The sequence below is a fragment of the Streptomyces sp. B21-105 genome (assembly GCF_036898465.1).
Classification (GTDB): domain Bacteria; phylum Actinomycetota; class Actinomycetes; order Streptomycetales; family Streptomycetaceae; genus Streptomyces.
The window spans coordinates 6,817,173-6,841,141 of the sequence record NZ_JARUMJ010000001.1 but is presented as its reverse complement, the minus strand read 5'-3'; the positions used below and the strand labels follow the sequence as shown (position 1 = coordinate 6,841,141).

At 71.6% G+C, this 23,969-nt stretch carries 21 protein-coding genes and 3 pseudogenes; 11 read left to right on the top strand and 13 right to left on the bottom strand.

Annotated elements, in window-relative coordinates; translation table 11 throughout:
* Nucleotides 1–96 precede the first annotated feature (96 nt).
* The 4 genes from QA802_RS31085 to miaA all read right to left on the bottom strand — a co-directional run bounded on the left by QA802_RS31085 (nt 97) and on the right by miaA (nt 5,146).
* Complete coding sequence (locus tag QA802_RS31085) at nt 97–2,388, bottom strand: RelA/SpoT family protein (protein ID WP_334529531.1); 2,292 nt, start codon at nt 2,386–2,388, stop codon at nt 97–99.
* A 300-nt stretch (nt 2,389–2,688) separates the two neighbouring features.
* The gene (gene dapF / locus QA802_RS31080) at nt 2,689–3,558 is read right to left on the bottom strand and encodes a diaminopimelate epimerase (RefSeq protein ID WP_334529527.1); all 870 of its coding nucleotides are present in this window, start codon (nt 3,556–3,558) and stop codon (nt 2,689–2,691) included.
* Nucleotides 3,559–3,589: 31 nt separating this feature from the next.
* A complete protein-coding gene (locus QA802_RS31075; RefSeq protein ID WP_334534994.1) occupies nt 3,590–4,099 on the bottom strand; it encodes a hypothetical protein in 510 nt (169 codons plus the stop codon).
* A gap of 108 nt (nt 4,100–4,207) precedes the next feature.
* Nucleotides 4,208–5,146 (bottom strand): tRNA (adenosine(37)-N6)-dimethylallyltransferase MiaA, encoded by a 939-nt coding sequence (gene miaA, locus QA802_RS31070; RefSeq protein WP_334529524.1) that lies wholly within the window; start codon nt 5,144–5,146, stop codon nt 4,208–4,210.
* Between the two features lie 605 nt (nt 5,147–5,751).
* Here miaA and QA802_RS31065 point away from each other — a divergent pair.
* Nucleotides 5,752–6,021 (top strand): antitoxin, encoded by a 270-nt coding sequence (locus QA802_RS31065; protein ID WP_319170137.1) that lies wholly within the window; start codon nt 5,752–5,754, stop codon nt 6,019–6,021.
* Between the two features lie 182 nt (nt 6,022–6,203).
* Here QA802_RS31065 and QA802_RS31060 read toward each other — a convergent pair.
* The 4 genes and pseudogenes from QA802_RS31060 to QA802_RS31045 all read right to left on the bottom strand — a co-directional run.
* Nucleotides 6,204–6,919: pseudogene (locus tag QA802_RS31060) on the bottom strand (class III extradiol dioxygenase subunit B-like domain-containing protein).
* 117 nt (nt 6,920–7,036) lie between these two features.
* Nucleotides 7,037–8,566: a tRNA (N6-isopentenyl adenosine(37)-C2)-methylthiotransferase MiaB gene (gene miaB / locus QA802_RS31055; protein WP_334529520.1), complete on the bottom strand. Its 1,530-nt coding sequence runs from the start codon at nt 8,564–8,566 to the stop codon at nt 7,037–7,039.
* Between the two features lie 66 nt (nt 8,567–8,632).
* A complete protein-coding gene (locus QA802_RS31050; RefSeq protein WP_334529517.1) occupies nt 8,633–9,292 on the bottom strand; it encodes a response regulator in 660 nt (219 codons plus the stop codon).
* Between the two features lie 104 nt (nt 9,293–9,396).
* Nucleotides 9,397–10,146 (bottom strand): annotated as a pseudogene (locus QA802_RS31045) (sensor histidine kinase); the annotation flags it as partial.
* On the opposite strand from QA802_RS31045, the pseudogene QA802_RS31040 reads away from it, so the two are divergent.
* Nucleotides 10,138–11,091: pseudogene (locus QA802_RS31040) on the top strand (cation:proton antiporter); the annotation flags it as partial. The pseudogenes QA802_RS31045 and QA802_RS31040 overlap by 9 nt on opposite strands.
* A 106-nt stretch (nt 11,092–11,197) precedes the next feature.
* Here QA802_RS31040 and QA802_RS31035 read toward each other — a convergent pair.
* Nucleotides 11,198–11,632 carry a pyrophosphohydrolase domain-containing protein gene (locus tag QA802_RS31035; RefSeq protein ID WP_334529513.1) on the bottom strand — a complete coding sequence of 145 codons (435 nt, stop codon included), beginning with the start codon at nt 11,630–11,632 and terminating at the stop codon, nt 11,198–11,200.
* A 194-nt stretch (nt 11,633–11,826) separates the two neighbouring features.
* Here QA802_RS31035 and QA802_RS31030 point away from each other — a divergent pair, with 194 nt between their 5' ends.
* Entirely contained in the window at nt 11,827–12,831 is a 1,005-nt protein-coding gene (locus QA802_RS31030) for a TAXI family TRAP transporter solute-binding subunit (protein WP_334529511.1), read from the top strand.
* A 9-nt stretch (nt 12,832–12,840) separates the two neighbouring features.
* Here the strand turns inward: QA802_RS31030 and QA802_RS31025 are convergent, their stop codons facing one another.
* Entirely contained in the window at nt 12,841–14,250 is a 1,410-nt protein-coding gene (locus QA802_RS31025) for a HAMP domain-containing sensor histidine kinase (RefSeq protein WP_334529509.1), read from the bottom strand.
* Between the two features lie 12 nt (nt 14,251–14,262).
* On the bottom strand, nt 14,263–14,949 hold the full coding sequence (locus QA802_RS31020) for a response regulator transcription factor (RefSeq protein ID WP_319170145.1): 687 nt from the start codon (nt 14,947–14,949) through the stop codon (nt 14,263–14,265).
* A gap of 314 nt (nt 14,950–15,263) precedes the next feature.
* Here QA802_RS31020 and QA802_RS31015 point away from each other — a divergent pair, with 314 nt between their 5' ends.
* The 8 genes from QA802_RS31015 (at nt 15,264) to QA802_RS30985 (ending at nt 21,964) form a co-directional block, all read left to right on the top strand.
* Nucleotides 15,264–16,040, top strand: coding sequence for an amino acid ABC transporter ATP-binding protein (locus QA802_RS31015; protein WP_319170146.1), 777 nt, complete (start codon nt 15,264–15,266; stop codon nt 16,038–16,040).
* A gap of 67 nt (nt 16,041–16,107) precedes the next feature.
* Nucleotides 16,108–16,977 carry a glutamate ABC transporter substrate-binding protein gene (locus tag QA802_RS31010; RefSeq protein ID WP_334529506.1) on the top strand — a complete coding sequence of 290 codons (870 nt, stop codon included), beginning with the start codon at nt 16,108–16,110 and terminating at the stop codon, nt 16,975–16,977.
* A 110-nt stretch (nt 16,978–17,087) separates the two neighbouring features.
* The gene (locus QA802_RS31005) at nt 17,088–17,753 is read left to right on the top strand and encodes an amino acid ABC transporter permease (RefSeq protein ID WP_334529503.1); all 666 of its coding nucleotides are present in this window, start codon (nt 17,088–17,090) and stop codon (nt 17,751–17,753) included.
* Nucleotides 17,750–18,661 carry an amino acid ABC transporter permease gene (locus tag QA802_RS31000; protein WP_334529500.1) on the top strand — a complete coding sequence of 304 codons (912 nt, stop codon included), beginning with the start codon at nt 17,750–17,752 and terminating at the stop codon, nt 18,659–18,661. Before QA802_RS31005 ends, QA802_RS31000 begins: the two co-directional genes overlap by 4 nt.
* 176 nt (nt 18,662–18,837) lie before the next feature.
* Nucleotides 18,838–20,463 carry an FAD-dependent monooxygenase gene (locus QA802_RS30995; protein WP_334534992.1) on the top strand — a complete coding sequence of 542 codons (1,626 nt, stop codon included), beginning with the start codon at nt 18,838–18,840 and terminating at the stop codon, nt 20,461–20,463.
* A gap of 80 nt (nt 20,464–20,543) precedes the next feature.
* Nucleotides 20,544–20,828: a putative leader peptide gene (locus tag QA802_RS41705; RefSeq protein WP_443042197.1), complete on the top strand. Its 285-nt coding sequence runs from the start codon at nt 20,544–20,546 to the stop codon at nt 20,826–20,828.
* A 90-nt stretch (nt 20,829–20,918) separates the two neighbouring features.
* Nucleotides 20,919–21,488: a cupin domain-containing protein gene (locus QA802_RS30990; protein WP_334529497.1), complete on the top strand. Its 570-nt coding sequence runs from the start codon at nt 20,919–20,921 to the stop codon at nt 21,486–21,488.
* A 104-nt stretch (nt 21,489–21,592) separates the two neighbouring features.
* A complete protein-coding gene (locus QA802_RS30985) occupies nt 21,593–21,964 on the top strand; it encodes a rhodanese-like domain-containing protein (RefSeq protein ID WP_334534990.1) in 372 nt (123 codons plus the stop codon).
* A gap of 28 nt (nt 21,965–21,992) precedes the next feature.
* Here the strand turns inward: QA802_RS30985 and recX are convergent, their stop codons facing one another.
* Nucleotides 21,993–22,736, bottom strand: coding sequence for a recombination regulator RecX (gene recX / locus QA802_RS30980; protein ID WP_334529494.1), 744 nt, complete (start codon nt 22,734–22,736; stop codon nt 21,993–21,995).
* Nucleotides 22,737–22,739: 3 nt separating this feature from the next.
* Nucleotides 22,740–23,867, bottom strand: coding sequence for a recombinase RecA (gene recA / locus QA802_RS30975; protein ID WP_334529491.1), 1,128 nt, complete (start codon nt 23,865–23,867; stop codon nt 22,740–22,742).
* Nucleotides 23,868–23,969 lie beyond the last annotated feature (102 nt).

The following is a 23,969-nucleotide window of genomic DNA, read 5'->3' as shown; positions in this document are numbered from 1 at the left end:
TCGGCGACGCGCGCCCGGCCCACTCGAACGGGTGGCTCACGCGCGCGTGGGCAGACCCGCACGCGCGGCCTCGGCGACTCGCGCGCGTGGGCGGACCTACCTCGTCCCGGAGGGGGCCCTCGTCCCGGAGGAGGCCGCCGCGTGGTGCTGCGCACGCCCCACGTCGTACACACCGGGCACGTTGCGCATGGCCCGCAGGAGGGCGGGCAGGCGGGCCGCGTCCGGCAGTTGCACGGTGTAGGTGTGCCGCACCCGCTGCTGGCTCGGCGGTTCGACGGTGGCGGAGACGATCTCGGCGCCCTCGAGTGCCATGGCCTCGGTGAGGTCGGCGAGCAGGTGGGGGCGTCCGAACGACTCGGCGACCAGGGTGACCCGGCATCCGGTGGTGTCGCCCCACTGCACGGCGACCTCCTCGCGCCCCGCGTCCGCCATGCGCGCCACGGCGGCGCACTCGACGCGGTGCACGGTGACCACTCCCCCGCGCACCGAGAAGCCGGTGACCTCGTCGAGCGGCACCGGGGTGCAGCACCCGGCGAGCCGGACGTTCGCGTCGGGCCGGTCGACGACGGTGATCGCGGCTCCTGGGCGCGGGGCGGACGGGTCCGCCGGGGCGGCACCGGTCGCCGACCGGACGGGCTGCGCGGTATCGGCCGTCGCCCGGGCGGGGGGCGCGGTCTCGGCCGTCGCCCGGGCGGGGGGCGCGGTCTCGGCGGGTCGGGGCGAGGGTCCGGCAGCGGGCCCGGCGGCAGGCTCGGCGGCGGGTTCGGCTGCGTCGTCCTCGGCGGGCGCGGGGTGCGTCGTCAGCCAGCGCTGGATGGCGATCCGGGCGGCGGGTGTGTGGGCGTGCTCCAGCCACTCCCGGGAGGGCTCCGAGGCGGGGTCCTGGCCCATGAGGAGCTGGACGGTGTCGCCGTCCCGCAGGACGGTGCTGAGGGTCGCCAGCCGGCCGTTCACCCGGGCGCCGATGCAGGCGTGGGCGTCTTCGCCGTACTGCGCGTAGGCGGCGTCCACGCAGGTGGCCCCTTCGGGCAGGCCGAGGGCCCCGCCGTCGGGGCGGTAGACGGTGATCTCGCGGTCCTGGGCGAGGTCCTCGCGCAGGGTCGACCAGAAGGTGTCGGGATCGGGCGCCGCTTCCTGCCAGTCCAGGAGGCGGGAGAGCCAGCCGGGCCGGGTGGGGTCGACGCGCTCCTCGTACGCGGGGGCGCCCGGGCCGGTCTGTTCCTCCGCGGAGGCCGTGTAGGGGTTTCCGAGCGCGATGACGCCGGCCTCGGCGACCTTGTGCATCTGGTGCGTGCGGATGAGGACTTCCGCGACCTGGCCGTCCTCGCGGGCCACCGCGGTGTGCAGCGACTGGTACAGGTTGAACTTGGGAACCGCGATGAAGTCCTTGAACTCCGAGACGACCGGCGTCATACAGGTGTGCAGTTCGCCCAGCACGGCGTAGCAGTCGGCGTCCTCGTTCACCAGCACCAGCAGCCGGCCGAAGTCGCAGCCCCGCAGCCGGCCGCGTTTGCGGGAGACCCGGTGGACCGAGACGAAGTGCCGCGGCCTGATGAGGACTTCGGCCTGGATGCCGGCCTCGCGCAGCACCGTGCGCATCACGTCGGAGAACTCGGCGAGCGGGTCGGTCTCCTGCGCCGCGTTGCCGGCGATCAGCTCGCGGGTGTGCGCGTACTCCTCGGGGTGCAGGATCGCGAAGACGAGGTCTTCCAGCTCCGTCTTGAGGGCCTGGACGCCGAGGCGTTCGGCGAGCGGGATGAGGACGTCGCGGGTCACCTTGGCGATGCGCGCCTGCTTCTCGGGGCGCATCACGCCGAGAGTGCGCATGTTGTGCAGCCGGTCGGCGAGTTTGATCGACATCACGCGGACGTCGTTGCCGGTGGCCACGAGCATCTTGCGGAACGTCTCGGGTTCGGCGGCCGCGCCGTAGTCGACCTTTTCCAACTTCGTGACGCCGTCGACGAGATAGCGCACCTCGGCGCCGAACTCCTCGCCGACCTGATCGAGCGTCACATCGGTGTCCTCGACGGTGTCGTGGAGCAGCGAGGCCGTCAAGGCGGTGGTCTCCGCGCCGAGTTCGGCCAGGATCAACGTCACCGCGAGAGGGTGGGTGATGTAGGGCTCGCCGCTCTTGCGCATCTGCCCGCGGTGCGAGGACTCGGCGAGCACATAGGCGCGGCGCAGGGTTTCGAGGTCGGCATCGGGGTGATGCGCGCGATGCACCTCGACGACATGGCTGATCGCGTCGGGCAGCCGGCCGCGGGAGGCGGGGCCGAGCAGCGCGGCCCGGCCCAGGCGGCGCAGGTCGATCCGGGGAAGGCTGCGCCTGCGGGGCGTGGCCGGGGTTACCGGGCCTGGGGTCGCAGGGTTCGTGGCCTCCGCACTCATGGGCACCTCCGGCTGCGTGGACCGGCGGACGGGGTGTCCCAGGGCGGACACGGCTCAGGGGACTGGTTCAACGTCCCCCGTCCGGGCCGGTGCTTGATGCTACCGAGCCCATCACGCGCGACTGACCGCCTCTCGTCGAGCGTGAAACGGATCACCCATTCGAGCGACGGATCGCAGGTTTACGATTTCGAGCCACCGTGACTGAACTCGATCGGGAATTCGAAACCCGTGATCGGGGCGGGGAGGCCTTCATGGCTACTCCAGGCCGTGCCCCACCTCCGATGCCAAGCCTCGACCGCGTCAGCGAACGGCGTTTTCCAGCCACTGGGCATCGATCTCACCTGTGGCGACGATCACGGCCGGCCCGGTCATCTCGATCTCGCCGTCGGGTCGCTCGGTGATCACCAGGCGTCCGCCCGGCAGGTCGACCGTGTACGTGACGGGCGTTCCGGTGGCCGCCGGGTCGGCGCCGTCCCGGCGCGCGGCGGCCACGGCGACGGCGCACGCGCCCGTGCCGCACGAGCGCGTCTCGCCGGAGCCCCGTTCGTGCACGCGCAGAGCGACATGCCGCGGGCCGCGGTACACGACGAACTCGACGTTGACCCCGTCCGGGTAGGCGGCGGCCGGGCCGAAGGGCGGCGGGGAGAGCAGGGCGCCGGCGTGCGCGAGGTCGTCCACGAAGGCGACGGCGTGCGGGTTGCCCATGTTCACGTTGCGCGCGGGCCAGCTGCGCTCCCCGACGCTCACCGTGACGTCGCCCTCGGGGAGGCGGGCCCTGCCCATGCCGACCGTGACGTCGCCGTCCTTCGCAAGGTGGACGCGCTTCACGCCCCCGCGCGTGGCGACCGCCAGGTCGCCGTCGGTGACGAGTCCGGCGTACTGGAGGTAGCGCGCGAAGACACGGACGCCGTTGCCGCACATCTCGGCGACGGAGCCGTCGCCGTTGCGGTAGTCCATGAACCACTCCGCCTCGGCGGCCATGTGCCCGGCCTCGGGGTGCGCCGCGGAGCGCACGACGTGCAGCACACCGTCGCCCCCGATGCCCGCGCGGCGGTCGCACAGGGCGGCGACGTGGGCCGGGGAGAGGTCTAGGGCGTTCTCGGGGTCCGGGACGATCACGAAGTCGTTCTCGGTCCCGTGCCCCTTGAGGAAGGCGATCCGGGTGCTCATTCCTCGATCGTACGGCGTGCCGCGCGGCAGCTCAGCGCAGCCTGGCGACCCGCCAGACGGCCAGCGCCACCACTGCCGCGACCATCACGACATAGGCGAGGGCGACCCGCCAGTCCGGTCTGCGCCCGGAGCCGCGCGGGGGCAGCCCGGGCCACGTGTAACCGACGCGGCGGGCGGCCGTCATGCCCCATCCGGCCGCGCAGAAGCAGATCAGCAGCCCGAGCATGGCGATCATGGCGCCGCTGTCGCCGAAGTCGAAGGCGAGCGGGAAGGCGAACATCAGGGAGCCGGTGGCGGCCAGGGCCACGATGGGCGCGAGCTGCCAGATCCGCAGCCGTCGCTGCGGGCGCAGCTCGACCTCGACCTCGGGGCCTCTCGCGAACATCTCCTCGGGCTCGGGACCGTCGTCGGTCACGCCGCCCTGGGTGTCGTCCTCGTCCGGCCCGTCGGGGCTCAGACGGCCTTCCTCCGGCTCCGGTTCACCACGCTCGGTGGTGAGGGGTTCGGTGCCGTGTGCGGTGTCGCGAGGGCCGGCCTCCATCGCCACGCGCCCTCCCAACTCGGACTCCACTTGGTCGATCGAAGCTCGATGATGGCACGGCGCGGGGGACCTGGATGACGGCCTGGGCGTCCCGATGCCATGACGTGATCAGGCTGTGACCGGTCGCTCCACGAACGCCAGTGCGGACTCCGGAAGTTCCGCGAGATCAGCCGCGGCCCCACTCAACCAGTGCACCCGCGGATCGCGCCTGAACCACGAATCCTGACGGCGCGCGAAGCGCTTGGTGGCACGGACGGTCTCCGCGCGCGCCTCGTCCTGCGTGCACTCCCCGCTCAGGGCCGTGAGGACCTGCTGATAGCCGAGTGCGCGTGAGGCCGTACGGCCCTCCCGCAGACCCCGGGCCTCCAGCGCGCGGACCTCTTCCACGAGCCCCGCGTCCCACATCCGGTCTACGCGGCGGGCGATGCGCTCGTCGAGTTCCGGGCGCGCCACGTCCACGCCGATCTGGACGGTGTCGTAGACGGAGTCATGTCCGGGCAGGTTGGCGGTGAACGGCTTGCCGGTGATCTCGATCACCTCGAGCGCGCGGACGATACGGCGGCCGTTGCCGGGCAGGATCGCCTGCGCGGCCTCCGGGTCGGCCGCGGCCAGCCGGGCGTGCAGGGCTCCCGAACCGCGCAGCGTGAGCTCCTCCTCGAGCCGGGAGCGGACCTGGGGGTCGGTGCCGGGGAACTCCAGGTTGTCGACGGCGCCGCGGACGTACAGGCCGGAGCCGCCGACCAGAATCGGCCACCTGCCCTCGGCGAGCAGGGCGTCGATCCGCTCCCGCGCCAGCCGCTGGTACTCGGCGACGGAGGCGGTGACCGTGACGTCCCAGACGTCCAGGAGGTGGTGCGGGACGCCGCCGCGTTCCTCGGCCGTCAGTTTGGCGGTCCCGATGTCCATCCCTCGGTAGAGCTGCATGGAGTCGGCGTTGACGACCTCGCCGCCGAGCCGCTGGGCCAGGAAGACGCCCAGATCGGACTTTCCGGCCGCAGTCGGTCCGACGACGGCGATGACGCGGGGGGCGGGGGGTGCGCTGCTCACGGCACCAGTCTCGCAAACCTCCACGGCCGCCCTCGAACGAGTTACGTGACGGGGCCGGTGCGGCGTCGTTCCCCGTTGCGGGATTCCCGTCGCCCTGGCGGGAACGGCGGCCTCCGGTGGCGCGAACGGACGCACCGGCCGACGCGGGATTTCGCCCGCACGAGTACCGTATGGAGTGGATATGGGCGTTTTTGAGCGACTTTTCGGAAGGTCGAAGGCCTCGCAGGAGGCGGCGACGGAAGGAGCCGCAGCGGAGGAGGCGGCGACCGTCGGCGAGGTCGAGGAGTCGGCCGAGGTCTCCCCGACACAGGAGCTCGCCGGGACCGAGGCAGAGGACAAGGCCGAGGCCAGGGCCGAGGACACCGCCGCCGAAACCGAGCCCGAGACCGAGCCCGGGACCGAGCCCGGGACCGGGACCGAGCCGGGACCGAGAGGAAGTCGGCGACAGAGTCGAAGACGGAGCCGGAACCGGAACCGGAGAGTGAGACGGAAACGGCCGCCGGCGAAGGCGTCGGGATCCCCCGGCAGCAGTCCGCCGAGGAGGCCGCCGACAGCGCGGCGGACGACGGCGCCCGCACGTGAGGAACCCGCGAGGAAGGTGACCCATGCGTCTCTTGGACAGTTTGAAGGCCAAGCTCACCCCGGCCAAAGGCAAGGTCTCGGACCTCGCGCACCAGCACGGGGACAAGATCCAGCACGGCATCGACAAGGCCGCGCACGTCGTCGACGAGAAGACCAAGGGCAAGTACAGCGACAGGATCCACACGGGCACCGGCAAGGCCAAGGGAGCCATGGACCGGCTCGCGCACAAAGACGGCTCCGCAGGGGGCGGCGACACCTTCACGCCGCCGAACACGCCCCCGCCGGCCTCCTGAGCAACACCTGCGCCGAACCGGCGAGCTGCGGACGGCCGCGTGGCGAACAGCCTCGCGGCCGTCCGCCGTCCGTGGCGGGACGTCTCGCGCCTGCCGTCGGCCGTCAGTGACGCGACGTCGTGGAGACGCGGCTGCGACCAGGTGGCGGACGTCGTGCAGTGCCGGACGTCATGGACGCGCGGCTACGACCAGGTCGCGACCACGTACCCCACGCCGTACGGCGCGTCTTCGTACAGCAGGGCCCCGGCCGGCTCCGTGCCCTCGGCGGCGCCCGCCAGCACCTGCCAGGGCGCCCGGCCCGCCGCCTTGAGCTCGTGGGCCAGCTCCGTGTCCAGCGCCTTGAGGGCCTCGACGTCCGCCGTGCCGAGGGCACGGGCGACCGCCGCGTCGAACGGCGCCGCGCGCTCGTCGAGGTAGCCCGGGGCTTTCAGCGTCCGGCACGCGCTGCCGTCGCCCATCACCAGCAGCGCGATCCGCCCCGCCGCGCCGCCGATCTGCCGGCCGGCCTCGACGCACCGCTCGGCTGCGAGCGGTTCGCCCACGCCGAGGCCCTCCACGGGGCGCCCGACCAGCCGGCCCACTCGAGCAGCCAGGCCGCCACGGCGAGGGACGGCGGCAGCTCACGTCCGGCGGGCGTGTCCGCGCCGCCGCGACCCAGCCGGACGTCGAGATCCACTCCGAAGCCCCGGAACGAACCCCGGGCGCCCTCGGGGTGCGGACCGCGTCCCGACTGCTCGGCGGGCCCGACGACGACGAGCCGGTCCGCCCGGGCGGCCGCCAGCACGGCCAGCGCGTCGGAGCAGGCGGTGCGCACGGGGTCCAGCTCGGGCGCGGCGCCCGCGGCGACCTCGGGCACGAGGAGCGGCGGGCAGGGGCAGACTGCGGCGGCGACAAGCATGATCAGCAGGGTAACGCTGTGGCACGACCCGGTGCCGGTCCTCGACCGGACCGTTGCCGCCCGCTCGTGTGAGTCGCTCGTGTCCCGTCGCTCGTGTCCGTCGCTCCCGTCAGGCCGTCAGTCGCAGCCGCAGCCGCTCGCCACGGCCGTCGGCACCGGATCCGGGGCGCCGACCTTCGGCAGACCCAGCATCACGCCCGCCGGCTTCGCCGCCTTCTCGGCCGTGCGCTTCTCCCAGGCGTCCCCCGCGCGTGTGCGGCGCACCTCCAGGACTGCACCCTCGGCGAGGAGGTGGTGCGGGGCGGCGTAGGTGATCTCCACGGTCACGACGTCGCCGGGGCGTACCTCCTGCTCCGGCTTGGTGAAGTGGACCAGGCGGTTGTCGGGGGCGCGGCCGGAGAGGCGGTGGGTGGCGCCGTCCTTGCGGCCCTCGCCCTCGGCGACCATCAACTCCAGGGTGCGGCCCACCTGCTTCTTGTTCTCCTCCCAGGAGATCTCCTCCTGGAGTGCCACGAGACGCTCGTACCGCGCCTGCACGACCTCCTTGGGGATCTGGTCCTCCATCGTCGCGGCCGGCGTGCCGGGGCGCTTGGAGTACTGGAAGGTGAACGCCTGTGCGAACCGTGCCTCGCGCACCGCGTGAAGCGTCTGCTCGAAGTCCTCCTCGGTCTCGCCGGGGAAGCCCACGATGATGTCGGTGGTGATCGCGGCGTGCGGAATCGAGGCGCGCACCTTCTCGATGATCCCGAGGTAGCGCTCCTGCCGGTACGAGCGTCGCATCGCCTTCAGGACCGTGTCCGAGCCGGACTGCAGCGGCATGTGCAGCTGCGGCATCACGTTGGGCGTCTCGGCCATGGCGGCGATGACGTCGTCGGTGAAGTCGCGCGGGTGCGGGGAGGTGAAGCGGACGCGCTCCAGGCCCTCGACCGTGCCGCACGCGCGCAGCAGCTTGCTGAAGGCCTCGCGGTCGCCGATGTCGGAGCCGTAGGCGTTGACGTTCTGGCCGAGCAGGGTGATCTCGCTGACGCCCTCGCCGACCAGCGCCTCGATCTCGGCCAGGATGTCGCCGGTGCGCCGGTCCTTCTCCTTGCCGCGCAACGCCGGGACGATGCAGAAGGTGCAGGTGTTGTTGCAGCCGACGGAGATGGACACCCAGGCCGCGTAGGCGCTCTCGCGCCGGGTGGGCAGTGTGGAGGGGAAGGCCTCGAGCGACTCGGCGATCTCGACCTGCGCCTCTTCCTGCACGCGCGCGCGTTCCAGCAGCACCGGGAGTTTGCCGATGTTGTGCGTGCCGAAGACGACGTCCACCCAGGGCGCCTTCTTGACGATGGTGTCGCGGTCCTTCTGCGCCAGGCAGCCGCCGACCGCGATCTGCATGCCGGGCCGGCTCGCCTTGCGCGGCGCGAGCCGGCCGAGGTTGCCGTAGAGCCGGTTGTCGGCGTTCTCTCGCACCGCGCAGGTGTTGAAGACGACGACGTCGGCGTCGCCGTCCGACCCGTCGGGGGCGCGCACGTACCCGGCCTCTTCGAGCAGTCCGGACAATCGCTCGGAGTCATGGACGTTCATCTGGCACCCGTAAGTGCGGATTTCGTAGCTCTTGGGTGCGGGCGCGTCCACGGCGAGGCTCCGGTCACTGCTGCTGGTCATGCGTCAAGGGTAGGCGGTCGCGGAGAACGCCCGTCCCCGTGAGGCGCGGGGACGATCAGCGACGCCTCAGGGGTCGATGAGCCCGGCGCGGATCGCATAGCGGGTCAGCTCCAACCGGTCGCGCATGCCGAGCTTCTGCAAAAGGTTGGCACGGTGCCGTTCGACCGTCTTGGCGCTGATGAACAGCAGGGCGCCGATCTCCCGGGAGGTGTGCCCCTCGGCCACGAGCTTCAGGATCTCCTCCTCGCGCTCGGTGATGGGCCGCTCGGGCAGGCCGCCCACGTCGTCGCCGCGGTGCAGCCGGTCCAGGTAGGAGCGGACGAGGGCCCGTTCCGCGCCCGGGTAGATGAACGGCTCGTCGCGCACGACCGCCCGGCACGCCTCGACCAGGTCCCGGTCGGCGACCGACTTGAGGACGTACCCGCCGGCGCCCGCCTTGAGGGCCTCGAAGAAGTACTGCTCGTTGTCGTACATCGTGAGGATGAGGATGGGCAGGTCCGGGAGGCGCCGGGAGAGTTCACGGGCCGCCTGCAGGCCGGTCATCCGGGGCATGGCCACGTCGAGGACGGCCAGATCGACGTCGCCCGCGCGGGCCCGCTCGACCGCTTCCGCCCCGTCGCCCGCCTCGGCGACCACCGTGAGATCGGGCTCACCGTCCAGGATGAGCCGCACTCCCCTGCGCACGAGGGTGTGATCGTCGGCCAGCAGCACGCGCGTGGGCGGCACGCCTGCGCCGGGTGCACCTGATCCGGCCGTCGGGGTCTTCGGTGGAGTCGTCGGCGGCGGCGTCGGTGGGGTTGTGGGTGGGGGCGTCGCTGGGGTGCCGTCCGTCACCGGCGGCCTCCCCGAGAGACCGGCGAGTCCGTGCGGCGGGCCGAGACTGCCGGACGTGCCGGCTCCGCCCGGTGGACGAGCGCGGCTGGATCGACGGTTCCGGTGCGACCGACGGATTCGCCCCGGTCGTTGTCCGCCGCCGCCCGCAGCCGTACGACCGTCCCACCGCCGGTCCCGTGTGCCGGCGACGAGATGGTGAGGTGCGCGCCGATCAGCAGGGCCCGTTCGCGCATCCCGCGGATTCCGGCGCCCTCACCGGCCGCCGCGCCCAGACCCGTGCCGTTGTCCCGCACCAGGAGCTCGACGCCGCCGGGAACCGGGCACAGGCGGAGTTCGGCGCGGTCGGCCCCGGCGTGCCGTGCGGTGTTGGTGAGGGCTTCCTGCGCCACGCGGTAGAGCACCAGCTCCGTCTCCTCGGTCAGTGGGGGCAGGCCCGGGCGCAGATCGTGGCGCACCGTCAGTCCGTGCGTCGTGAACTCGCCGGCGAGTGAGCGCAGCCCGCTGAGCAGGCCGAGCTCGTCGAGGACGCCGGGGCGCAGTCGGCGGGCGATGCGGCGGATCTCGTCGAGACCGGCCCGGGTGGCCTCCTGTGCCTGACCCAGTTCCTCCCGCAGTTCCCCCGGGGCCCGGTCGGCGACGCGCTTGAGCTGGAGCAGTACGGCGGTCAGGGTCTGGCCCACCTCGTCGTGCAGCTCCCGGGCGACACGGTGACGCTCACGCTCCTGGGCCGACAGCGCCCCGGCCTCGTCGACTGCGCCCTCAACGCCGTGCCGGGCGCCGCCGTCGCGCTGCTGCTGGGCTGGGGGCCGGTGGCCGCCGTGGTGCTGGCGGGCGTCACCTGGATCTCGTCGTCCGGGGTCATCGCCAAGGTACTCGGCGACCTGGGCCGGGTCGGCAACCGAGAGACGCCGGTGATCCTCAGCGTGCTGGTCCTGGAGGACCTGGCGATGGCCGTCTACCTGCCCATCGTCACCGCCCTGGTGGCCGGGGCGGGGCTGGCGGCCGGCAGCGTCACCCTGGCGATCGCACTGGGCGTCGCGGGCCTCGTGCTCTTCGCCGCGGTGCGCTACGGCCGGGTCATCTCCCGTTTCGTGTCGAGCGACGACCCGGAGAAGCTGCTCCTGGTGGTGCTGGGGCTGACGATCCTGGTCGCCGGCGTGGCGCAGCAGTTGCAGGTGTCCGCGGCGGTGGGGGCGTTCCTGGTGGGCATCGCGCTCTCCGGGGAGGTCGCCGAGGGCGCGCACACCCTGCTCAGCCCGCTGCGGGACCTGTTCGCCGCCGTCTTCTTCGTCTTCTTCGGCCTGCACACCGATCCCGCGAGCATCCCTCCCGTTCTCGCTCCGGCCCTCGCCCTGGCGGTCGTCACGGCCGCCACGAAGATCGCCACCGGGTACTGGGCGGCGCGCCGCGCCGGGATCCCGGTCAGGGGACGCTGGCGGGCCGGCGGTGCGCTGGTGGCGCGCGGGGAGTTCTCGATCGTCATCGCGGGACTGGCGGTCACGGCGGGAATCGAGCCGTCGCTCGGCCCGCTGGCGACGGCGTACGTCCTGATCCTGGTCATCGTGGGCCCCCTCACCGCCCGCTACACGGAACCCCTGGCGGCCCGCTGGTCCCGGCGCGGGCAACCCCGCGCCGACAGCACACCGACGTCACAGCCCGAGCCACGCCCCCAGACCCGGGTGGGTGACTGAGGCGGAGGCGGAGGCTGGGGCGGGGACGCGGCGGCGGGGTACGCGGTGATGCCGGGCCGACACGGCATCACCCTGTTCCCGGCCCGACCGCCCGCCCCCGGCCGCCTCACGCCCCGTTGCTTGTGCCGCTGCCGCTGCCGTCGGCGCTGCCGGTCCACCCCTGGCGGCGCAGGACCTCGGACACGTCCGGGACCTCGTAGTGGTCGCCCTTGAGGACCTTGCCGTCGGGGCGGCGGGCGATCCGGCCGTCCGGGCCCCGCTTGGTCATGTTCGACCGGTGGATCTCGGCGAGCACCGCGTCGAGGTCGATCCCGTGCACGAGGGCCGTGCCGTACGCGACGTACACGACGTCGGCCAGCTCGTGCGCCAGCCGGTCCAGGGGCCCGCTGACGGACACCTCGGCTACCTCCGCGGCCTCCTCGGCGAGCAGTTCCCCGCGGTGGGCGGCCAACGCGGGAGACACCTGCGTGGGCGTACTGCGGGCGTCGAGCCCGAAGGCACGGTGGAACTCACGGACCAGGTCGGCAGGCGAGGAACTCATGCCCCGACTGTATCGACGGCCACCGACACCCGCGCTCACCCCTCCCTCCCGTCCCGTCCGCCCCTGCCACCCTTCCCATCCCGTTCGCCCCTTCTACCCTTTCTGCCCTTCTCGTCCCTCCCGTCCGCCTTTCCCGTCGGCCCGGTGCGCCCCGCCCTGGCCAGCACCGCGTGACGGCTGGCAGGATCGCGCCCATGTCCCCGTCGTTCCCCCGAATCGGCAAGAGCCGTGCCCGCGCCCTACAGGGCACGGCCGCCGGTGTCGTCGTCCTCGGGCTGCTGCTGTGGTGGCTGCTGCCGCTGGGCGAGGAGCCGCCGAGCGGTTCGATCACCCTCAACACGGGCACGACGAGCGGTGTCTACTACGCGTACGGCAGCCAGCTGCGCACCGCGCTCGCCAAGGACATGCCCGACCTGGACGTGAAACTGTCGGCCAGCAACGGGTCGCCGGAGAACGTCGCGCGCGTGGCGGCGGGCGAGGCGGACTTCGCCATCGCCGCGGCCGACGCGGTGCAGACGTACCAGGCGCAGCATCCCGGCCCTGCCGCCCGGCTGCGCGGGGTGGCCCGGCTGTACGACGACTACGTCCAGCTCGTGGTGGCCCGTGACTCGGACATCCACTCCCTCGCGGACCTGCGGGGCAGGACGGTGGCGACGGGCCTGCCCCGCTCCGGCGTGCGGCTGATCGCCGAGCGGGTCCTCAAGGCGGCGGGCCTGGACCCGGCGAAGGACATCAAGGCGGTGGAGCGGGGCATCGACACCGGTCCCGAGCAGCTCAAGCAGGGGAAGATCGACGCGTTCTTCTGGTCGGGAGGGGTACCGACGGCCGGACTGGAGACGCTGGCCGACGGTTTCACCTTCCGGTTCGTGCCGATCAGCCCCGAACTCGTCGCCAAGATGCACGACCAGGACGACGCCACGGGCTACTACCGGGCGACGAACATGCCCGAGTCGGCCTACCCCACCATCCAGAACGGCTCCACGGTGGCGACGATCGCCGTGTCCAACCTGCTGATCACCCGCAGCGACGTGGACCCCCGGCTCACCGAGTGGGTGACCCGTACCGTCATCAGGAGCCGGGACCTCATCGGCGCGCATGTGCACTCCGCCCAGCTGGTCGACCTGCGCACGGCCATCTACACCGACCCGCTCACACTGCACACGGGCGCCCGGCGCTACTACCGCTCCGTCAAGCCGTAGGACGCGCCGCTACGACGTCGGCGACCGGGGTACCGACACGGTCGCCGTCAGTCCGCTCGGCTCGTGGTGGGCGTACGACAGGGAGCCGCCGCCCGCCGCGAGCAGGGCGCGGGAGATGGACAGGCCGAGGCCCGAGCCCTTGACGTTCTGGTGGCGGCCGCTGCGCCAGAAGCGGTCGCCCACGCGCGTGAGCTCCTCGTCGGTCAGCCCCGGCCCGCTGTCCGTGACGACGACCGAGGAGGTCCCGCCCACTGCGATGACCGTGACCTCGACGCTCTCTCCCTCGGGGGTGAACTTCACGGCGTTGTCGATGACCGCGTCCAGCGCGCTGGACAGCGTCACCGGGTCGGCCCACGCCGTGGTGGGCGGGCAGTCTCCCACCAGCCGGACGCCCTTGGCCGTGGCGGTGGGCGCCCAGGCGGCGACCCGCTCGGCGGCCAGCGCGCCGATGTCGGTGACCCGCAGGTCGGCGTCGGCGTGCTCGGCGAGGGCCAGGCCCAGCAGGTCGTCCAGGACCTGGGCGAGGCGCCTGCCCTCGTGCTGGACGGAGGCGATCTCCTCGTTGCCCTCGGGAAGTTCGTACCCCAGCAGTTCGATGCGCAGCAGCAGGGCGGCGAGCGGGTTGCGCAACTGGTGCGAGGCGTCGGCGACGAAGGCACGCTGCTGCTCCAGCACCTCCTCGACGTTGTCCGCCATCTCGTTGAACGCGCCGGCCAGCCTTCTGAGTTCCGGCGGCCCGCCGGCCACCGCGACCCGCGACTTCAGCCTGCCGCTCGCGATCTCGTGGGTGGTGGCGTCCAGGACGCGCACCGGCCGCAGCACCCAGCCGGTCAGCCGCAGGGCGGCGCCGATGGCCAGCAGCATCGCGGCGGCCTCTCCGGCGCCGATCACCAGCCAGCCGTTCAGGATCCGGGACCGCATCGGTCCGGTGGGCGAGTCGGTGACGACGACGGCGACGACGTCACCGTCCCGGATGACCGGGGAGGCCACCACGAGCCGGTTGCGCTGCCAGGGCCACACCTGCCGGGGGTCGTGGCTGCGCCGGCTGAGCGACGCCTCCTCGAACGCGTCCCGCACCTCACCCGATTCGGGGAGGAACCAGTCGCGCGGGGCATGAGCCATGGGGGTGTCGGTGGTGTAGAAGACCCCGGCACGAATGCCGTAGACGTCGTAGTAGCTGGCAAGTTCCCGACTGAGGGTCTCGCGCCGCTCGTTCGTGGACGCCGACGTCGGATCGTCCACTCCCGAGGAGACGGTCACGAACTGGGCGAGCGCCGCGAAGCGCGCGGTGTCGTCGATGCGGTCGACGACCACCCGCTGCTGCTCGGCGCCCGCCACGCTGATGGCCAGCGGCACCCCGAGGGCCAGCAGCACGGCCGCCATCAGGACGATGAGGAGCGGCAGCAGACGCGTACTCAACAGGGGTCCCCGCTAAGCGGCCGGCGCGACGAGCCGGTATCCGACTCCGCGCACCGTCTCGATCAGCGCGGGCATGCGCAGCTTGGCGCGCAGCGAGGCCACGTGCACCTCCAGGGTGCGCCCGGTCCCCTCCCAGCTGGTGCGCCACACCTCGCTGATGATCTGCTCCCGCCGGAACACCACGCCGGGTCGCTGCGCGAGCAGCGCCAGCAGGTCGAACTCCTTACGGGTCAGCTGGACGGCCGTGCCGTCCACCGTGACGCGCCGGGTGGGCAGCTCGATCTGCACGGGGCCCAGACGCAGCGCGCTCTCCGCCTCGGCGGCCGCGTCCTCGTGGACGGTGCGGCGGGCCACGGCGTGGATACGGGCGAGCAGTTCCCCGGTGTCGTACGGCTTCACCACGTAGTCGTCGGCGCCCAGGTTGAGGCCGTGGATCCTGGAGCGCACGTCGGAGCGGGCGGTCACCATGATCACCGGGGTGGCGGTGCGCTTGCGGATCTTGCCGCACACCTCGTAGCCGTCCTGGTCCGGCAGCCCCAGGTCGAGCAGGACGACGCCGAAGCCGGGCCCCTCCGGGACGAGCGCCTGCAGCGCCTCCTCGCCGCTGCGCGCGTGGGTGACGTCGAAACCGTGCCGCTTGAGAACCGCGGACAGGGCGGCGGCGACATGGTTGTCGTCCTCGACGAGAAGCAGTCTCATCCCGGCCTCCTCCGGTTCGTCGGACATACGGTCTGACTCACTACAACGGGTGTTCGGTTCTGCGGCTCCGCGAATCGGCGGCACACGCGTGCGTGCATCATGGCAGTCACGCGGATGGACGAGACGCAGTCAAGTGGCTTCCGGTTGCGCGCGGCTACCGTTACTGGGCCGATACGCGCGCAGGTCACAAGTGCTACGACATGTGTCCGATTGCTATCGGATCGTGATGCTCAGATTCCCCTCAGATGTAATGACGCTGGTCGGGGCGGGTCACTACTGTCCTCCGAAACCGAGGAGGACGGAGCCCCGAAGCGATGACCGAAGTATCGGTGACCAAGGAGGACGCGGTCGCGAGCGGTGACCTGGTCGTCCTGAAGAGCGTCAACAAGCACTTCGGCGCGTTGCACGTTCTCCAGGACATCGACCTGACGATCGCCCGCGGGGAGGTCGTCGTGGTCATCGGCCCCTCCGGGTCCGGCAAGTCGACGCTGTGCCGCACGATCAACCGCCTGGAGACGATCGACGACGGCGCGATCACGATCGACGGAAAGCCGCTGCCCCAGGAGGGCAAGGCGCTGGCCCGGCTGCGCGCCGATGTCGGCATGGTGTTCCAGTCGTTCAACCTGTTCGCTCACAAGACCGTGCTCGAGAACGTGATGCTCGGCCAGATCAAGGTCCGCAAGGCCGACAAGACGCAGGCCGCGGCCAATGCCCGCGCCCTGCTCGACCGGGTCGGCGTGGGCACCCAGGCCGACAAGTACCCTGCCCAGCTCTCGGGCGGCCAGCAACAGCGCGTCGCCATCGCGCGGGCGCTGGCGATGGACCCGAAGGTCATGCTTTTCGACGAGCCGACGTCGGCCCTGGACCCCGAGATGATCAACGAGGTCCTCGAAGTCATGCAGCAGCTGGCCCGGGACGGCATGACCATGATCGTCGTCACCCATGAGATGGGTTTCGCACGATCGGCTGCAAACCGCGTGGTGTTCATGGCGGACGGGCGCATCGTCGAAGAGGCTGCGCCCGACCAGTTCTTCAGCAATCCGCGCAGCGACCGGGCCAAGGACTTCCTGTCGAAGATCCTGCACCACTGATCCGCATCACCGACGGAAACCCGCACCGCTCGCATAACTTCACCACTCTTCTCAAAAGGAAGTCACCATGAAGCTTCGCAAGGTCACCGCCGCCTCGGCCGCAGCCCTCGTCCTCGCCCTGACCGCCACCGCGTGCGGCGGCGGCGACAGCAAGGACGACGACACGAGCAGCAGCGCCAGCGCGGGCAGCGGTGGCGGCGGCAAGATCAAGGTCGGCATCAAGTACGACCAGCCCGGCCTCGGTCTGAAGAAGCCCGACGGGTCCTTCGCCGGCTTCGACGTGGACGTCGCGACCTACGTCGCCAAGCAGCTCGGCTACCAGCCGGACCAGATCGAGTTCGTCGAGACCAAGAGCGCCGACCGCGAGAACGCCCTCTCGCGCGGTGACGTGAAGTTCATCGCCGCCACCTACTCGATCAACGACGAGCGCAAGAAGAAGGTCGACTTCGCGGGCCCGTACCTGCTGGCCCATCAGGACCTGCTGATCAAGTCCGACTCGGACATCTCCAAGGGCACGGACCTCAACGGCAAGAAGCTGTGTTCCGTGACCGGGTCGACGTCGGCGCAGAACGTCAAGAACACCATCGCCCCGGACGCGAACCTCAAGAAGGTGAGCTCCTACTCGGAGTGCATCGCCGGCCTGCAGAGCGGCGCCGTGGACGCGGTCACCACCGACGACTCGATCCTCGCCGGCTTCGCGTCCCAGGACCAGTACAAGGGCAAGTTCAAGCTCGCGGGCCTGAAGCTCAGCAACGAGAACTACGGCATCGGCGTCAAGAAGGGCGACACCGCGACCGTCGACAAGATCAACAAGGCGCTGGAGCAGATGGTCAGCGACGGTTCGTGGGACAAGGCCGTCAAGGACAACTTCGGCCCGGCGAACTACAAGAACGAGCAGGCCCCGAAGATCGGCGTCATTGTCCCGAACGCCTCGTAACCACGCTCAGCCACAGCGGGGTTCCTGCGGTGCGCCGCCGTCCGTCGCGATCACGGCGGCGGCGCGCCCCGCCCTCCACATACGCCACCCAGTCGGAAGCGCGGGAGATCGTGTTCGACTTTCTTGAAGGTTATGACGTCCTAGGGGCGTTCTGGATGACGGTGAAGCTCACCGCCGTCTCCGCCGTGGGCTCCCTGATCTGGGGCACCCTGCTGGCCGCGATGCGGGTGAGCCCGGTTCCGCTCATGCGCGGGTTCGGCACCGTCTACGTCAACGTCGTCCGGAACATCCCCCTGACGGTCATCATCCTCTTCAGCTCGCTCGGCCTCGCCGACATCTTCGGCATGACCATGGGGAGCGACGACTTCGACGTCCAGGGCTTCCGGCTGGCCGTGCTCAGCCTGGTCGGCTACACCGCGGCGTTCGTGTGCGAGGCGATCCGCTCCGGCATCAACACCGTGCCGGTCGGCCAGGCGGAGGCGGCCCGGGCCATCGGTCTGAGCTTCAGCCAGACCCTGACCCTCGTCGTCCTTCCGCAGGCCTTCCGCTCGGTCATCGGACCGCTGGCCAACGTCCTGATCGCTCTGACCAAGAACACCACGGTGGCGGCCGCCATCGGCGTCGCCGAGGCCGCCTACCTGATGAAGACGATGATCGAGAACGAGGCGCAGACACTGCTCATCGGCGTGGTCTTCGCGTTCGGGTTCGTGGTTCTGACCCTGCCGACCGGCCTCATCCTGGGCTGGCTCAGCAAGCGACTGGCGGTGAAGCGATGAGCTCGGTCCTCTACGACACTCCCGGACCTCGTGCCAAGCGGCGCAACGTCCTGTTCTCGGCGCTCTTCACCGTCCTGCTCGCCCTGCTCCTGTGGTGGGTGTGGCAGAAGATGGACGACAAGAACCAGCTCGACTCCGCGCTGTGGAAGCCGTTCGCCCAGTCCGAGGCGTGGACGACGTACCTGCTGCCCGGCCTCGCCAACACGCTGAAGGCCGCGGCGCTCGCCATGGTGATCGCCCTCCCCCTGGGCGCGGTCTTCGGCATCGCCCGGCTGTCCGACCACCGGTGGGTACGCGGAGTGTCCGGCACGGTGGTGGAATTCTTCCGGGCGATCCCGGTACTGCTGCTGATGCTGTTCGCCAACGAGTTCTACTCCCGCTACACGGACGTCAGCAGTGACGACCGCCCCCTCTACGCCGTCGTCACCGGTCTGGTGCTCTACAACGCGGCCGTCCTGGCCGAGGTCGTCCGGGCCGGCATCCTCTCCCTGCCCAGGGGGCAGACCGAGGCGGCGTACGCCATCGGTCTGCGCAAGGGACAGACCATGAGCAGCATCCTGCTTCCGCAGGCGGTCACCGCGATGCTCCCGGCGATCGTCAGCCAACTGGTCGTCATCGTGAAGGACACCGCGCTCGGCGGAGTGATGATCGGTTTCACCGAGCTGCTCAACTCGCGCGGCACGCTCGCGGCCAACTACGCCAACGTGATCCCGAGCTTCATCGTCGTCGCGATCATGTTCATCGTGCTGAACTTCATCCTGACCAGCTTCGCGAGCTGGCTGGAGAAGAGGCTGCGGCGCAGCAAGCGCAGCACGGGCGCGGTGCTGGGCGTGGAGAAGGTCGACGACCTGAACGCGGCGGAGGTAGGCGGTTCGTACGGCGCCGGCGCGGGTGGCGGCGGTATCTGACGCAGAATCAAGGATCATGTCCGTACGAAAGGCAGTGGCGTGCGCGCCACTGCCTTTCGTCGCTTGACGCAAACAACGACAATGGGTTGCATACGTTCTGTGATCGTGCACCCTGCTCCAACCTGTTGTTCACCCAAGCCCGCGAGGACACCGTCGAAGGCAGGGAGCGCCGCGCCGTGGACCCGGTGATCATCGTCGGAGCGGGGCCGGTGGGGCTCACGCTCGCCCTGGCGCTGGCGCGCCAGCAGGTGCCGTCCGTGGTCCTCGACGAGGGCCCCGGCAAGGACGAGCACCGCCTCGCGCGCACCGTCGTGCTGCGCGAGGACACCGCCGCCCTCCTGGAGCGGCTGACCGGAGCGTCCCTCGCCGACGCCGGGGTGCGCTGGTCCGGATGGCGGTCCATGCGGCGCAAGCAGGTGACGCAGGAGATCGCCTTCGACGCCGCCGCCGAGCCCGCACCGCTGCACATCGCCCAGCACGAGCTGACCGGGGCCCTGCGCGCCGCCCTCGCCGGCGAGCGGCTGGCGAAGATCGCCGTGAACAGCCGTCTGGACACCGTCGAGCAGGAGCCCTCCGGGGTCACCGCGCACACGCGCGGCCCGCAGGGCACCTGGTGGCGCGGCAGCTATCTCATCGGCTGCGACGGCCCCCGCTCCACCGTCCGCAAGCTCCTCGACATCCGCTTCCCCGGCCGTACCGCGGTGGAGCGACACGCCGTGGCCGCACTGCGCGCGGAACTTCCGTGGGACAGCGAGGCGTTGCTCCATCGGACCCCGCCCTGGCGGGCATCCGGTCCCCCTGCCGCGGAGGTCACGGGCCGCCCGCTGCCCCACGGCGTCTGGCGGCTCGACTGGCTGCTGCCGCCCGGCAAGGACCTGGTCACGCCCGAGGTACTGGTGGCGCGCGTCCGCGAGACCCTGGCGGGCTGGAGCGGCGGCTCCACGCCTCCGTACGAACTGCTCGACACCGGCGTGCACACCGTGCACCACCGGCTGGCCCGCCGCTGGCGCGTGGGCCGGGTCTTCCTCGCGGGGGACGCCGCCCACCTTCTCGGCACGCTCGGCACCCAAGGCCTGGACGAGGGCCTGCGGGACGCCGACAACCTCGCCTGGAAACTGGCCCTGGCCTGGCACCACGGGCCGCACGAGGCACTGCTCGACAGCTACCAGGCCGAGCGCCGCGCGGTCGTCGCCGCCCGGCTGCGGGCGGCCGACCAGGCGCTCCCGCTGCTGCGCGGCGGCGGGGGCATCAGGGCGTACGTCCCCGGCGCGGCCCGCGGTCACGACGTGCTGCTCACCGACGGTCACCTGGGACGCGGCCCGCTGGGCGCGCCGGGTTCGTACGCCGGCTCCCCGCTCGCGCCCCGGCACCTGGAGGCGGAGACACCGGTGGACACGCCTCCCGGGGCGCCCGTCGAGGACGTCCGGGTGACCGCGGAGGACGGCTCGTTCGTCCGGCTCCGGGACCGGCTCGGCCGGGGCGCCCTGCTCGTGCTGCTGATCGCACCGGGCACCGGCGTGTGGGAACGCCGGCACTGGGTCGGCGCCGGGATCATGCCCCGGCTGGCCGCCGCGGTGACGGCCCTGCCGTGCCCCGCCGAGCTGCTGGTGGCCGAGAGCTACCCGGGTGCGGCCGCACATACGGTCCTGCTGATCCGTCCGGACGGCCATCTCGTCACCGCGCTCAACGGGGTGCGCGCGGCCGACCTGTACGCCGCGGCGGAGGCAGCCGTGGGCGGCCCGGCACACACGGCCGAGGATGCGCCCGCGGCGGAGGCGACAGCGGGCTCGGCGGCGAAATGACGGCGTACTTCGCCGCCGCGTGACGGCTGACCTCGCGTCCCGAGCATGGCGGCCCGGCGCGAACCGGTAGCGGCAACGGGATGCGTGCGCGACGTCAGCCGACTGCGGGCCGGGACGGGGGGGCCGGTAGGAACGCAGGGCCCACGGCCATGACTCTCGGCACCGGCCCTGCGGCAAAACCGGTCACCGGACCCGCGGTGCCCGCGCAGTCGTCACCGTGCGGTCCACAGAGTGACGGTGAGTTGACCGCGGTGCACCGGCATGCTCTACTCCGGATCGTGACCGACACCGATGTGCGCCTGTGGCGGAGGGTCCATATGGACCTCGTCCGCTATGCGGGCTGCGTGTGTCGTCCGTCCTGCTGAACTCGCCCCCTTCCCCACGGCGCGCGCCGCCGATGCGCCTCCGCCCGCGTGCGGTCCGCGCTCCTCGCGAACGTTCCCAGGACGGTTTCCGTGTCTGTCTCCGCCTCCCTCTCTTCGTCCTCCCCTGCCACCCGCCCGTCGCCCACCTCGTCGCGCACTGCCGTCGCCGCACCCACGCAGGCGGACCTCCTCGACTTCGTCCGGCGTACGGCTGCGGACTCCGCGCTGATCGCTTCGCTCCCCCTCGATCCGGAGGGCCGCACCTGGGTGCGTCTGGAGGGGCCGGGCGGCAGCGAGGCCTGGCTGATCGGCTGGCCGCCAGGCACGGGCACCGGCTGGCACGACCACGCCGACTCGGTGGGCGCGTTCCTGACCGCGCGGGGTGCGCTCAAGGAGTACTCGCTGGCCGCCCGGCTGCCCACCGACGGCTGGCGGACCCTGGAGCTGACCGACGGTGTGGACCGGTCGCGCACCCTGCCCGCCGGCCGGGGCCGGTCCTTCGGCCGCCACCACGTCCACGAGGTCATGAACGAGTCCGCCGAGGACCACGCCGTCTCCGTCCACGCCTACTACCCGCCGCTGCCCCGCATCCGCCGCTACAGCCGTACCGGACAGGTGCTGCGGCTGGAGCAGGTCGAACGTCCGCAGGACTGGCAGTGAGCGGCGACGCGAGCACCGCCCGGCAGCGACGGCAGGATGACGAACGGCACGGTGAGCGACACGAGGAACCGCACCAGGATCGACGCGGTGAACAGCCCACGGGGATCGACGAGTTGCTCGAGCGGGTCCGTGCCGGGTACGCGCGCGTGGAGGCCCGGGAAGCGTTCGAGGCCGCCCGCTCCGGCGGGGCACTGCTCGTCGACATCCGGTACGCCGCTCTGCGGGAGCGGGACGGGCTGATCCCCGGCGCGCTGGTCGTGGAGCGCAACGAACTGGAGTGGCGTCTCGACCCTCAGGGCAGTCATCGCCTCCCCGAGGCCACGAGCCATGACGTGCGGGCGATCGTGATCTGCAACGAGGGCTACGCGTCGAGCCTGGCCGCCGCCTCCCTGCACCAGCTGGGACTGCACCGGGCGACCGATCTCGTCGGCGGCTTCCAGGCGTGGAAGGCGGCGGGCCTCCCGGTGACGCAGTAGCCGCACGCTGGTGGTGGCGCGGCTGCGCTCAGAACCCGTCGCCCTCCAGGGACTCCGTGTCCTCGCCCTCTTCCTCCAGCGCCTGCCGGACCACCCGCAGGGCCAGGCCCTCGGGGTAGCCCTTGCGTGCGAGCATGCCGGCGAGGCGGCGCAGCCGTCTGTCGCGGTCGAGACCACGGGTCGCGCGCAGCTTGCGGGCGACGAGTTCGCGCGCCGTCTCCTCCTCCTGCTCGGAGTCGAGCCGGCCGACGGCCTCTTCGATCAGCTCGGGGTCGACGCCCTTGGTCCGCAGCTCCTGGGCGAGCGCGCGCCGGGCCAGTCCTCTGCCGTGGTGACGGGACTCCACCCAGGCGTCCGCGAAGGCACCGTCGTTGATCAGTCCGACCTCCTCGAACCGCGAAAGCACCTCCTCCGCCACGCCGTCGGGGATCTCCCGTTTGTGCAGGGCGTCGGCGAGCTGCTTGCGCGTGCGCGGGGTCCCGGTGAGCAGGCGCAGGCAGATCGCCCGTGCCCGCTCAGCCGGGTCCCCCGAAGACTGCCCCTTCTCGGCCCTCGACGAGGAAGAAGCGCCTCCGTCCTCGGTGGACGGTTTCCGGGGGCCGCGCCGACGGCGCCCACGCCCGCCACGTGGACCGCCCTCGTCACCGACCGCTGCCCGGCCGGTGTCCGACCGGTCGTCGCCGTCCTGGGACAGGCCGCCGTCGACCCCGTTGCCCGTCCCCCCGGGGGCGCCGGGGTGGACGTACTCGGCCCAGTCCGTTCGTCGTGTCACGGATCAGCTCTTGGCAGCTGCGGCCTTGGGCTTGGCGGCCTTGGCTGCGGGAGCCGGAACCGCCTTGGCGTCGTCCGCGGTCGCGCCCGCGGCCGCCGCGGTGTCCGTGCCCGACTCGGTGGTCGACTCGTCCGGGCGCACGCCGACGCCCAGCTTCTCCTTGATCTTCCGCTCGATCTCGTTGGCCAGATCGGGGTTGTCCTTCAGGAAGTTGCGCGCGTTCTCCTTGCCCTGGCCGAGCTGGTCGCCCTCGTACGTGTACCAGGCGCCCGCCTTGCGGACGAAGCCGTGCTCCACGCCCATGTCGATCAGGCCGCCCTCGCGGCTGATGCCCTGCCCGTAGAGGATGTCGAACTCGGCCTGCTTGAAGGGCGGGGCGACCTTGTTCTTGACGACCTTGACGCGGGTGCGGTTGCCGACCGCGTCCGTACCGTCCTTCAGCGTCTCGATGCGGCGGATGTCCAGGCGCACCGAGGCGTAGAACTTCAGCGCCCGGCCACCGGTCGTGGTCTCCGGGGAGCCGAACATGACGCCGATCTTCTCGCGGAGCTGGTTGATGAAGATCGCGGTGGTCTTGGACTGGTTGAGCGCGCTGGTGATCTTCCGCAGCGCCTGACTCATCAGACGGGCCTGCAGACCGACGTGGCTGTCGCCCATCTCGCCCTCGATCTCCGCACGCGGGACGAGTGCGGCAACGGAGTCGATGACGATCAGGTCGAGGGCGCCGGAGCGGACCAGCATGTCCACGATCTCCAGAGCCTGCTCGCCGTTGTCCGGCTGGGAGAGGATCAGGTTGTCGATGTCGACGCCGAGCTTCTTGGCGTACTCGGGGTCGAGGGCGTGCTCCGCGTCCACGAACGCGACCTGGCCGCCTGCCTTCTGCGCGTTCGCCACCGCGTGCAGCGTCAGCGTCGTCTTACCGGAGGACTCCGGCCCGTACACCTCCACCACGCGGCCACGGGGCAGCCCGCCGACACCGAGGGCGACGTCGAGTGCGGTCGACCCGGTGGGGATGACCTCGATGGGCTCGTTCGGCCGCTCGCCGAGTCGCATCACCGCGCCCTTGCCGAACTGCCGTTCAATCTGTGCGAGTGCGGCGTCCAACGCCTTCTCGCGGTCGGTTCCTGCCATGGGTTCCACCCGGTTTGCTTGAGTCGATCGCTTCACGTCAAAGACGCTAACGCCTGCCACTGACAATGCGCCTCGACGCCGGTCCGGCCTGTGGATAACTCA

What these genes read in the sequence shown, in the direction of transcription:
- QA802_RS31085 (WP_334529531.1), bottom strand. Translation starts at nt 2,388, where the DNA reads ATGAGTGCGGAGGCCACGAACCCTGCGACCCCAGGCCCGGTAACCCCG.
- QA802_RS31030 (WP_334529511.1), top strand. Translation starts at nt 11,827, where the DNA reads ATGTCCCCGTCGTTCCCCCGAATCGGCAAGAGCCGTGCCCGCGCCCTA.
- QA802_RS31000 (WP_334529500.1), top strand. Translation starts at nt 17,750, where the DNA reads ATGAGCTCGGTCCTCTACGACACTCCCGGACCTCGTGCCAAGCGGCGC.
- QA802_RS31020 (WP_319170145.1), bottom strand. Translation starts at nt 14,949, where the DNA reads ATGAGACTGCTTCTCGTCGAGGACGACAACCATGTCGCCGCCGCCCTG.
- QA802_RS41705 (WP_443042197.1), top strand. Translation starts at nt 20,544, where the DNA reads ATGCGTGCGCGACGTCAGCCGACTGCGGGCCGGGACGGGGGGGCCGGT.
- QA802_RS31015 (WP_319170146.1), top strand. Translation starts at nt 15,264, where the DNA reads ATGACCGAAGTATCGGTGACCAAGGAGGACGCGGTCGCGAGCGGTGAC.
- QA802_RS31075 (WP_334534994.1), bottom strand. Translation starts at nt 4,099, where the DNA reads ATGGAGGCCGGCCCTCGCGACACCGCACACGGCACCGAACCCCTCACC.
- miaB (WP_334529520.1), bottom strand. Translation starts at nt 8,566, where the DNA reads ATGACCAGCAGCAGTGACCGGAGCCTCGCCGTGGACGCGCCCGCACCC.
- recA (WP_334529491.1), bottom strand. Translation starts at nt 23,867, where the DNA reads ATGGCAGGAACCGACCGCGAGAAGGCGTTGGACGCCGCACTCGCACAG.
- QA802_RS31035 (WP_334529513.1), bottom strand. Translation starts at nt 11,632, where the DNA reads ATGAGTTCCTCGCCTGCCGACCTGGTCCGTGAGTTCCACCGTGCCTTC.
- QA802_RS31010 (WP_334529506.1), top strand. Translation starts at nt 16,108, where the DNA reads ATGAAGCTTCGCAAGGTCACCGCCGCCTCGGCCGCAGCCCTCGTCCTC.
- QA802_RS31065 (WP_319170137.1), top strand. Translation starts at nt 5,752, where the DNA reads ATGCGTCTCTTGGACAGTTTGAAGGCCAAGCTCACCCCGGCCAAAGGC.
- dapF (WP_334529527.1), bottom strand. Translation starts at nt 3,558, where the DNA reads ATGAGCACCCGGATCGCCTTCCTCAAGGGGCACGGGACCGAGAACGAC.